This is a genomic window from Paenibacillus sp. J22P143 (assembly GCF_059692035.1).
On record NZ_JCAUAQ010000001.1, the window covers coordinates 813,074 to 824,725 of the forward strand.

Annotated in this window: 8 protein-coding genes; all 8 read right to left on the reverse strand. The window is 41.0% G+C overall.

What is annotated here, in order from left to right; all coding sequences use genetic code 11:
* Positions 1-9: 9 nt before the first annotated feature.
* On the reverse strand, positions 10-1,134 hold the full coding sequence (locus AC58PQ_RS03715; RefSeq protein ID WP_497240638.1) for an ABC transporter ATP-binding protein: 1,125 nt from the start codon (positions 1,132-1,134) through the stop codon (positions 10-12).
* A 213-nt stretch (positions 1,135-1,347) separates the two neighbouring features.
* On the reverse strand, positions 1,348-2,163 hold the full coding sequence (locus AC58PQ_RS03720) for a response regulator transcription factor (protein WP_497240603.1): 816 nt from the start codon (positions 2,161-2,163) through the stop codon (positions 1,348-1,350).
* Positions 2,141-3,880 carry a sensor histidine kinase gene (locus AC58PQ_RS03725; protein WP_497240604.1) on the reverse strand — a complete coding sequence of 580 codons (1,740 nt, stop codon included), beginning with the start codon at positions 3,878-3,880 and terminating at the stop codon, positions 2,141-2,143. Before AC58PQ_RS03725 ends, AC58PQ_RS03720 begins: the two co-directional genes overlap by 23 nt.
* Positions 3,881-4,047: 167 nt before the next feature.
* Positions 4,048-5,115, reverse strand: a complete 1,068-nt coding sequence (locus AC58PQ_RS03730) for a HupE/UreJ family protein (protein WP_497240605.1) — start codon at positions 5,113-5,115, stop codon at positions 4,048-4,050.
* Positions 5,116-5,134: 19 nt separating this feature from the next.
* Positions 5,135-6,046, reverse strand: a complete 912-nt coding sequence (locus tag AC58PQ_RS03735) for a TIGR03943 family putative permease subunit (protein WP_497240606.1) — start codon at positions 6,044-6,046, stop codon at positions 5,135-5,137.
* Entirely contained in the window at positions 6,043-7,044 is a 1,002-nt protein-coding gene (locus tag AC58PQ_RS03740; protein ID WP_497240607.1) for a permease, read from the reverse strand. Before AC58PQ_RS03740 ends, AC58PQ_RS03735 begins: the two co-directional genes overlap by 4 nt.
* 43 nt (positions 7,045-7,087) lie before the next feature.
* The gene (locus AC58PQ_RS03745; RefSeq protein ID WP_497240608.1) at positions 7,088-8,599 is read right to left on the reverse strand and encodes an S-layer homology domain-containing protein; all 1,512 of its coding nucleotides are present in this window, start codon (positions 8,597-8,599) and stop codon (positions 7,088-7,090) included.
* 557 nt (positions 8,600-9,156) lie between these two features.
* A partial coding sequence (locus AC58PQ_RS03750; RefSeq protein ID WP_497240609.1) for a carbohydrate-binding protein occupies positions 9,157-11,652 on the reverse strand: 2,496 nt, incomplete at its 5' end.

Below are 11,652 nucleotides of genomic sequence, written 5' to 3' on the forward strand. Positions count from 1 at the left end.
AACTTGAATTTAGCCAAATTTAATCACGCCTTTGATTAAACTCTGTGATCCATCGTCGGTAAACACGTTGATCTTATCACTTTTTGGGACTAGATAAACCTTATCATGATTTTCGTAAAACTTGTTTACTTGGCCCAAATCCTGAACAAATTCGCAGGTCAGACTCTCGTCCATTGTGATATCTTGTTGGAAAGCAACCTCATAATTGATATATTGTCCCAGAAAAGTGCTTTTACTAATGCTAGCTTCCAAGCCGCTCTCCGCAATTGAAAATTCTTCAGGTCTAACCGAAATAATAACGTTCTGTCCATCGCTCACATCATCAACCAAATTATCCATAGGAATGCTATAGCCATTCTTAAACACGATACGTTTATCTTTTCCTGTTAGTTGGATCGTGCCCTTGAAGAAGTTGGAATGACCAATAAAACTCGACACAAATACATTGGCAGGACGAGTGTAGATATCTCTCGGTTTCCCTACCTGCTGAATCACACCTTCTTTCATGACAGCAATTCGATCGGATATGGCCAAAGCCTCTTCTTGATCGTGGGTTACATAGACAGTCGTAATACCAACATCCCTTTGTATATCCCTGATGGCGGTTCTCATGTCAACTCTCAGCTTGGCATCTAGATTCGAGAGTGGCTCGTCCATCAGTAGAACACTGGGGCGTATGACAATAGCCCTAGCCAGCGCTACTCGCTGCTGCTGACCACCGGATAGTTTCTCAGGAAGTCTTTCCTTGTATTTATCGATTTTTACAACTTTCATAATAGTGTCTGTTTTTTTTTGAATCTCTGCTTTTGAAAGTTTTCTTAACTTCAAGCCATATTCTACATTTTGCTGCACCGTCAAGTGCGGGAAGATGGCATAGTTCTGAAATACCATACCGATATTTCTCTTGTGAGCTGGAATATCATTGATGACTTGATCGTCAAAAAATATATTTCCTTCTTCAATCGTGTTAAACCCTGCAATCATTCTCAGTAATGTCGTTTTACCGCAACCGGACGGTCCAAGTAGCGTAAAGAATTCTCCATTCTTTATATCTAAGGACATTCCTGAAATAATTGTAATATTACCATTATCATATTTCTTGACAACATCTTTTACACTAATAGTTACGCTCAGCTAGTTCTCCTCCATTTCTTTATAAGTCTGAATATCAGAAAGTCACAGGATTACATGTTTATTGTAGTCCAAAGCAATCTTGTGGACAATCCGAAAAAAAAGTACAACTATCCGTATTAATGAACATCCTTCTGGACAATGTAACTAGACAAAAAACTCATTAAAGGCACTGACCCTCTCATGAGATTTTTGTTGCTAAATACTTAATCACTTTTACTTTTCTTCTCGCGGATTCTTAGGAACAACACGACTTCCGGGCTTCATAAAATTCGTCGGACTTGCTCCTGTATATTTTTTGAACACATTACAGAAATATTTATATTCACTGAATCCCGTCATACTGGCTATTTCATATATCCGGCATTTACCTGTGGCGAGCAGTTCTATAGCTTTTTGAATCCTGTATTTGTTCAGAATGTCCAAAAAAGTTTGGGATGTAACCTCCTTCAACTTACGACTCAAGTAGCTTGGACTTACTCCCAATTCATCGGCAATAGCCTCAACGGTCAGCTTTTTATGGTACTCATTCTTGATTCTCTCGATCGTTTCACTAACATAATAATTCAGTTTTTGTTCGTCATTAAATAAACTATCCAAGTCGAATAGTTGTGTATCCCCTATCGTTTTCAATTTATTATTGTCGTCGTAAACCTTGCCTTCCCTAATGCCGTTCCTGATATTTCCAATAACTTCAGCTAGTTTGATTTCATCCACAGGTTTAAGCAAATATTCAAACACTCGCAATGAAATAGCCTGCTTCGCATATTCAAATTCAGTATAGATGGTCAGGATGATACTATGAAACGGATATATTCTCAACGCCTGCTCCAACATTTCGATTCCATTCATAATAGGCATTCTAATATCTGTAATGACTAAGTCGGGACGAAGCTCCTCAATCAATTGAAGTCCCTTTTGTCCGTCATCGGTATCCCCTACAACTATGCAACTCATTGACAGCCAATCAACGGTATGAACAAGCCCTTTTCTGATAATCTCTTCATCTTCAACGATGATCAGCCTCAGCATGGTCGCTACCTCCCCTATCAATCGGCATTGTGATTGTTACGTTTGTTCCGCCAAGATGCTCACTTGATAAGTCTACTCCATACTTTTCGCCGTAAATGAGCTGTACTCTCCTATGGACATTATACAATCCAACATGTGAAGAATTGTTATTATTTTGCTCCAAGATATGCCTGATCTTTTGTAAAGTTTGTGAATTCATTCCATCACCATCATCAGTTATGCTGACGACCAGATTATCCCCGGTAATAATCGCCTTGATCTGTACACGCAAGGATTGGCGGGTAGAAAATCCATGCATAATTGCATTCTCTATGATCGGCTGAACGATAAGTTTGGGAACAATACAATCCAAAGCAACTTCATCAATATGGATGTCATACTCAAATTTATTTCCAAAACGATATTTTTGAATGACAAGGTAGTTCTTGGTGTATTCAACATCCTCCTCAAGACTTACATCAGAAATGGTGCTATTGATGCTGTATCTTAACAATTTAGATAGTACAACTATCATCGAATTTGCAGAAGACGGGTTCAATTTTACCATATAACGAATGGTTTCCAGTGTATTGAATAGGAAGTGTGGATTAAATTGGGATTCAAGTTGTTTAATTTCTGATAAAATGTTTTGCCTGGCTTTTTCCTTGTTCGCTTCAATTAATTTTTTAATGTCGTCTAGCATCTGATTGTATGCTTCAGCAAAAACCTGAAATTCATCATGTGTATTGACCTTGAGATGGGTTTCCAAGTTACCATTTTGAACATTCTCGATGGCCTTAACAATGTCGTCAATAACTCTAGTTTTACTATCTGCAATTTTTCTAGCAGATAAGTAGGTTGTCACTGTCAACATGCCAAAAAGTAAACTTAACAACACACCTGACAAAATAAGCATGGATTTAAAGTAACCGATAGAGGTAAATGTATAAATACATATTTCCCCATCAAGAATTTCCGTTTTCTTAATATATTGACTGTCGTCATTTGATTGGACAACACCTGACTTGTCCCTGAAATTCATATCAATTTTCCCTAATTCGTTAATTAACAAATCATTCGTGCTAGCAATCACGTACCCGAAATTATCGGTGATTACGACGCTCGTTGAGAAATTTTTACTGATAAGCTTGACTAGGTCACTTTTGATAAAGTCGAAAGTGATAAAGCCAACAACATGCCCATCCATAACAATCGCTTTGCCAACTATCAAGCTTGGACTATCGGCAGTATAAGCTTGTTGCCTGGCTAAAACAATCTTTTCAGGATTTTCTAGCATCCTTTGAAGTGGTCCCCACTTTAAGGAGCTTTCGTCTTGCGCATATTCAGGAATACGAATCGTGCTTTGTATTAAAGGCTTAAGTTTATCGTTAAATACGAAGAAATTCCCTTTCGTTTCACTTTGATTAACAAAGTTATAAAAACTTTCATACAAATGCGTGTTGGAAAAATTCGTCTTCAGATATAACAATGTGTTTTCATCTCTAGACAATTGATCTACTTGTTCTTGATAAGAATCAAAAATATTCCCAATAATTCCCGATATTTGTTCATTATAGTCATCATTGCTTGAAACAATAGTCTTGTATAAGATGGAAAAAGACAGAAAATAACCTGCCAGCGTAATAATGATTACTGGAATAATCGCGTAGATAATGAATGATTTTCTAATACTTTCCTTGTAATGCCTGAACTGCTTAGTTGCTTCCGTGATTTTCACATTTTATCACATCCATCCAGTGTGAAAATTGAATCTTTCATTCTGGACCCATTTCGAAGTTTTTTAAACTGGCTCAATAATTCGAATCTTACTTTGAATTTACACAAAGAAACACTGTCAATTTTAAACAATCCGACAAATTAAACACATGAAATTAAAAATTCCCCTTATTGCAATCTTTGAATCAACCAATACAAGGCAAGTACAAAAATAAGGCAAGACGTTGAAATCATCACTTTACGATACCAAGGGAACTTTCGCAGCCAAATCAAGAGAGGCAATAATAGGCACAAGATCATGATTTGCCCAGTTTCCACACCTAAATTAAACGTCAGGAGCGCACCAATCAGATTACCCTTCGGAAGTCCAGTTTCAGCCAAGGCCCCTGCGAAGCCCATGCCGTGAATCAGACCAAAAATAGCTGTTAATACCCACCGCCATTTCGCCTTTTGAACAAACATGTTTTCCACGGCCACGTAACAGATCGTCGCCGCAATCAACGCTTCGACCCAAGATGGAATGACGTGAACGCTACCCGACGCCACCAAGAATAGTGTCATGCTGTGGGCGATTGTAAAAGCAGTAACAATTTTCAAAGCTTCTTTAAACCGAGAGGCGATTAACACCAAAGATAGCAAAAATATTAAATGATCATAACCTGTCAAAATATGTTCGATTCCAAGCTTAAAGTATTTCCACAAAACTGGCCCAAGCTTAGGATCGGGAAGATTGATCAATATCTCTCTCTTAGCACTATCAATAACATCATTCTGTAAACTTTCCCCTGAACGGACTATGAGTATACTCGAATGAGCTGGCACTTCATCAAACGCCAGATTATAATGAATATTAAATTGTTCGATTAATTGATCGGCCGTAAATCTCAGTTGAAACACTGCAGATTTTACGGAACTTCGTTGTTCCACCTTCATCGAAAGGACTTCCATCTTTAAGGGAATTGCATTCACATCGATACGAAGACCCTTCTGTAAATACGATTCGAGACTCTCTTTTTGCGAGATTAATTCCCCGTTCTCCAGCGTATTATCGCCATTAGAATCGAATTTTTCAATCAAATCTCTTTCATCAAAATAAAGGTCATAGAATATCTCAGTCCCTTTCACATTTAATGAGGATAGGCCTGTGCTTACAGTATGTGCAAGCGTAGTTGTCGCAAAGCCTAAGCACATAAGGATAATGATCATGGACATGGACAAGAGTGAACGCAGGTTCATGGCTGTACCCCTTTATTGTTTAATCGAGTTCCTTAAGAGGATCGTAATTCGCGTGAAGATTCGGAGTATCCGGGACTCCAATTTTCTCAACCTGTTCAGCGTTTATCATGAAGATATCCTTGCCGTTGTAATTGCCGTTTTGGATTGTGCCTGTGACTTTGACCCAAGTATCTTTGGTGTAGTTCTGCGCTTCTGGGAAATTGATCATGGCCCCATATGGCATGGCATCCGCGGAGCAGCAGTTTATGACAAAACGTCCAACGACAAACTCATTGCTTTTCATGTTCTCTTCCCGGTAAACAAATCCGCTAATCTCGATTTTTTTACCTATGAAATTATGTTTGAACAGATCAATTGATGAGATGATCTCTTTGTACAGAGTCGGCTTGACAACGATCAGATCTTTTTTAAACAGATACATCCCGATCTTGGACAGTTCTATTTCCCACTCATCGTGGAACAATTGCTCAATCTCTGCATCGGTATTAGCAGTAGCTGCCGTAAGCTCCGACGTACTTAGGACTGCACTTGAGCTGCTCTTGGGCCGCTCCTGCTTCGCAGTTGAGAGATTCATCCCTTTGGCCGAAGCTATAGCACTGCCTAACGCGGCATTCGGAAGGCAAAAGCCAACAAGCAAAGGAAGAATCAGCAATCCGTACGACAACGAACTTCGAACAGCAGATTGAGGAACAGGTTGTTCACAGTCGCAAGCCATTCGTTTGCCACGGTAAATACGAATGGCCGAATAACCCTGAAAACAGGCAATAACATATAAGGTAACAGCAGTTATTTTGACGTATATCATCATGCGTGGTGCTAAGTAATACTGGAGTGCGTCGGTTTTGGTCAAAAGTACGATATAAGCAGAAAATCCAAGCAAAATAATCGTCCGAAGCAAATAATGCAAGCACATTAAGCGATTTCCCTTCATCCAAGAACCTCCCAAAACAGCGATCCCGCCAACACGGTAATCGCAACAAGCGTAGATAGTACCACTACGAATCTTGTTTTAAATACAGCGAGCAACATCAATGTGCTTTTGAAATCCAACATTGGACCTATCACTAGAAATGTTAGCAAGGAACCTGCGGTGAAAGTCGACTGAAAGGATGAAGCAACAAAAGCGTCTGAAGTCGAACATAACGACAGCACATAGGCGAAGCCCATCATAAATAAATGTGAGCTCATCGGACCTTGTCCGACGGCGACCAAACTATCACGTTGCATAAAGATTTGGATGACAGCTGTAATTAGGGATCCGAAAACAAGAAACTTGCCCATTTCAAAAAACTCGTCCGAGGCATGGACAAAAACCGTTGTTAATTTATTGCCTTGATGCTGATGTCCTTCCCCTGATGGTTTCTCGGATACGTGTCCACGGCTGTTGCGCAGAGGGTTGCTTTTCAGGAACCGGTACATCAGCAAGCCGATGACAGCAGCGACTGCAAAAGCAAGCCCCATACGCGAATAAGCCATGTCAGGTTGATTGCGAAAGGCCATATACGTGGCGGAGAACACAATTGGATTGATAATTGGTCCCGTAAGGATAAATACGACAGCGACATATACGGGCATTCCTTTCAAAATCAATCTTCTAACGACGGGAATCATGCCGCATTCGCATACCGGAAAAAGAATACCCAATAAACAGGCGAAGATAATGGCCAGAAACGGATTGGAAGGAATCCAGCGACGGATCGTTTGTTCAGATACAAAACTTTGCAGCAATGCAGACAGTAATACACCGAGCAACACGAAAGGAATAGCTTCCAATATAATGCTGATGAAAATGGTTTTAAATGATTGGATTTGTTCCATCGTCACAAAGGAGAGAAACGGCTCGCCTTTGTTTATAATAACAAAGACGACAAGAAAGAAGCATATTGCCGTAGCTGCGTGAATGCTGACTCGCGTATAGGTGGATAGCATCTTCACAGTCTCCTTTAGTAATTATGACTAAAACATATTGCGATTATTTCAAGCTGTCCAAGAGTGTTTTCAGTTGCGGATTAAGGTTTAATGCATTCAAAATGACCGTAAGAGCCTCCGCACGCGTGGATGTACCTTGTGGATCAAAAACCCCATTGTTCTTGCCACTGATGATGCCCGCTTCTGCTGCTTCTTTGATTTGATTTACAGCATAAGAGCTTGCACTTGCAAGATCTGTTAAGTTGCCCTTGGAAACATCTTTGTCCAGCTTACTCAAGTTGACAATACGGGAAATAATAAGAACCATCTCTTCACGGCTAATCGTTTTGTCCGGCTTGAACGTGCCGTCTTCGTAACCAGCAATCGCCCCTGCGTTCGCAAGTTTCTGAATAGCGTCTTTTGCCCAGTGGCTGTCAATATCGTGCAGAATAGCCGATGGATTCGTGCCGTTGGTGATTTCGAATATGCGTGAAATAATCATGGCAAACTCGGCTCGTGTGATTTTCCCGTCCGCTTGGAATGTTCCATCCTCATACCCATCAATAACGCGTAGTTTCACAAACGTATTTATTGTCTTTTCGCCCCAGTGGCCTTTAATATCAGCCAGTTCAACCTTCTCATCATCTTTCTTGGCTTCCGCTACTTTGGAAGTGATCAAATCGATAAGTCTACTCTCATTTACTATATTGCTATTGAATGCATCAACCGGAGGGGTATTGTTGTTTATTGGTTCCGTTGGTTCCGTTGGTTCCGTTGGTTCCGTTGGTCCCGTTGGTTCCGTTGGTCCGTTGTCCGATGAAGTATCACTCTTCGCACTTACCTCTGTACTCCATTCACTGATTCCTGCCGAATTCTTTGCCCTTACCTTGTAGGTATGAGTTGAGTCTGCTGCAAGACCTGTGTGCGCGAATGGACTTGATTTATCCGTATGAACAACTCCGTCTACCATCAGATCATAACCCGCAGCGTCAGTTGAATTGCTCCAAGTTACATTAATCTGTGATGCGCTTGTTGCGGTAGCCGTCAAACCTGCTGGTACAGCAGGAATATGGGTGTTGCTTGGTGCTTGTATAGCAGCCAGTACCTTGGTATTGATTTGAACAACGTCACTCATTAATTTCGAATTCACCACATTAACCTGTTTTATGTTGTCTAGGACAATTTCGGCCGATCCCTGATTAATCGCATGAAATTTCAGCGTAGCCAGCGTTACATCGCCGCTCTGGCCCGGTGAATTATGCATTTCTGTATGTGCGATTTGAATTTTGTTACCATTTACAATAGGACTCACTATATAGAGGTCATCTCTTTTTGCTGTGACTTCTTTTACAAACTCTAAACGGCTTGTATCAAACGATAAATTGACTTCAAACGCATACAAATTGCTTAATTGTTTACCTACCAGCTTCACTTCAAAGTCATTACCTACCGTTATACTTGGTTCCGTGATGGAAAGTACATAGATCGGGCTAGAGTTGGCATGAATAGGAGCCTGTGGAAGCAAGAATATGGTCAAAAGCAATGCCAAACTGAATCTAAGAAGTTTTTTTAACATCGAAATAATCCACCTTTCAAAAGTATATTATTAAAGGATTGGAGATAATAAGAACAGACACTTCTCCTTTCTACATAATAGTTAAAATTCCACTGCAGCAGAATCGGGTGCTTGTCTACCTTTTGAATTCAGCTAAGTAAATGACGAAATAGTGATGACAGTATCATCTTCCTTGATAAGTCATCGAAAACGCTTTCCATCCCATTCAAATACACTATTCATATCGCTGTCATGCAAAAATCGCAGTGTTGATGATCTAATCATAAAATTTCAGTTATACATTGAATATCCTAAAAATATGCACAATTATCTCAAAAAAACGATCTTTTTCGACATTTACAATATATTCAAAAAGCATTGTGAGAATATTTTAGAATTCTCATCAGAAGCCGACTTGATCGTCTATGAATAAGTGATTAAAATACATTCGCTAGTACAATTGCCCAAAGCAGCAAAGAAAAGGGAAGACATGCTCCCCCTTTTCAATACCGATTACTCCTCAATCTCTCTAATTCGATTACTCCAAATTTCCATTCAATAAAGTATTCGGCGATATTTTATTTCAAAATCGCTCTAGCTACAATGGCAAGGTCTAAAATGTCTACTTTGCCGTCATGATTGACATCCGCTTTCTCATTCCAGCCCTCTTGACCTGGTTCTTTTTTGTATGCAGCTGCTACAGAAGCCAAGTCTCCAATTGAGACACCATTCCCATTGATATCTGCGGTTATTAACTTGCTTGTGAACACTTGAATTGCCGCTACCAATGCGGCTTTCGCATTATCCACCTGCTGCTGAGTCGCGTTTGAATTAATCGCTACTTCACTGGCCGTATTGATTGCCGACTGTAATAAAGCTTTGGAGCCAGTCGCATACAGACCATCATCATTACCTTCCGAAGCTACATTGTGCTTCGTCTGAGCGCTTGCGATTGCCCCGTTCAAAAGCGACTTATCTACAGGTACAACAGGTACGGTAATTTGAATCTCGTGGGAAGCACCCTCAACCGGCAGTTCATTCCCCTCTGCGTTGGCAATCTTTACATAATCTACAGAGATTGTCGAATGTGTTGTCTGGGGCAATGATTTCGCCGTAAAGTTGAATACGAACATGTCGCCTGGGGCATATACGTTCGTGTTCACACTGGCAGCCACAATTCGAAGTTTTCCTGGAACAGTATCATCTTGATCGATGACTTGGACTCCTTCTTTCAAGGTAGTCACTGAATTGAATTGCACACTTGTAGGGTCGTACTGTAGTGTGAAATCCTGGGCGTATACCTGCTTATATACGCTTTGCGTAACGTCGGCTAGTCCCATCGTCAGAGTGAAGGCTTGACCAGAAAGTACCTGCTGTGCACCTGTCAATGTAGACTTTGGTGTTGCTGGCGCTGGAGGTGCAACCAGCTCAAACCAGTTAATATTCCATGCGCCTGCTTCTACGCGCAGCCTTATCGTATGTTGGCCCGCAGTTAAGGAAACTTCGTCGGATACGGTACTCCAATTCTGCCAACCCCCGGTTGACGGCAACGATGTTATTTTTTGAGAAACACCATCTACAAGGAAATTGACTCTGCCTGTATTCCCAGTGTTTACAGATACCCTGTAATTTACCTTATAAACTCCTGTCTCTGGCACATTTACAGCGTAGTCCATCCAGTCTCCCGTATCTATATAACTTACGTTCTTTGTCCCTTCCGAGCTGTTCTCTGTCTGAATCCCAGACATAGCAATATAATTTTCAGCTTCTACTTTAACAACATTTTGTACAGATACGCTAACGCTTGTTGTCAAAGGCACGTTATTAGGATTTGTCACCCCAGCTGGCAAAGCTACAGTTCCATTAACAGTGAAGGTCTGTGCTGTATTAACAGTGGGATTATAGTTTGAAGCATCTACCTTCCATGTTACATCGGCATTCACATTCCCCGTATTCGTTACTATGACGACTTGGGCAGGTAATCCTAGTGCCGCCGCCGTTTTGGCTGAGCCAAGGGGCCGTCCCGTAATAGCGCCAGGCGCTGTGATTGCGCTCAGCGTGTCCACCACAAGCAAATTGTTGATGTCCGCCTGCAAAAGCTGGCTCACCTGATCTATTTCTATCCGCTTTGCAGCTACGCTTGCCGTCGTCCAGCTTTCGTTTTTGCCGAAATTCAGATCGCCCGAATTATCCAATCTTATGTTCGAATTTATACTGCCGGGCACGATAGTCGACCACACGCTAGTGGGTGCACGATACGACCACATAATGTACTGCAAATCGCGGTATAGCTTAACAAACTTAGTTCTGTTGAATGGACCATTCTTCAAATTAGCCAAATACACGTTTGACGCTCCGCCGGTAAGCGCGGTTCCGTTTATTCCGTAATTCGCGTAAACGCCCCCGCCGTACACATACCCAGCACTGTGTATGATTTCCCAAGCATCCTGGATCAGCCCATGCAGACCCTGTGTTTCGACCATCATGCTCATTGCATCTTCCAAGTTTTTCACAGCTTTATCAATGTCTGCCTGATTGTAAATTGTGTTATTCACAACTTTCTGGCTAATGATATAATTCGCTTTGGAGATCTGCTGCGTAAGATTCAGTCTCGAATAATAGGAATACTTATAGCTTCCGTCGTGTTTATATCCCTCATCGAGTGCTTTCGCTTCATTAACACGCCCCTGCAATGCATCATAATTGTTGCTGCTGACATTAATGGTGTCATTCGCCATAACATTGAGGTTAATGTTCACACTCGCGAAATCACCGTAGCTTGCGCTCGCTCTCGAAGTAACAAGAATATAACGATATTTGTTGCCTTCCGTTCTCAACCAGGAACGCACATCGGGAGGATTGTGACCAGAATCGTTGGACTGTATTTTATTGAAATCCGATGAAAAAAGTCTGTTTCCGATGGCATTCCACTTATTACCATTTGTATCATAAAAATTGGGCAACTGTGCGCTATAATTCATACCCGCTCCACCGAATTGTGGGAAAATCGTTGCAGGTACGTTAGCATCATTTCCTTCACCCATCCAAGCAAGATACCAATCCTTTTTATCTAA

Coding starts and splice junctions, on each gene's coding strand:
- AC58PQ_RS03720 (WP_497240603.1), bottom strand. CDS start 2,163: ATGCTGAGGCTGATCATCGTTGAAGATGAAGAGATTATCAGAAAAGGG.
- AC58PQ_RS03730 (WP_497240605.1), bottom strand. CDS start 5,115: ATGAACCTGCGTTCACTCTTGTCCATGTCCATGATCATTATCCTTATG.
- AC58PQ_RS03735 (WP_497240606.1), bottom strand. CDS start 6,046: ATGAAGGGAAATCGCTTAATGTGCTTGCATTATTTGCTTCGGACGATT.
- AC58PQ_RS03740 (WP_497240607.1), bottom strand. CDS start 7,044: ATGCTATCCACCTATACGCGAGTCAGCATTCACGCAGCTACGGCAATA.
- AC58PQ_RS03745 (WP_497240608.1), bottom strand. CDS start 8,599: ATGTTAAAAAAACTTCTTAGATTCAGTTTGGCATTGCTTTTGACCATA.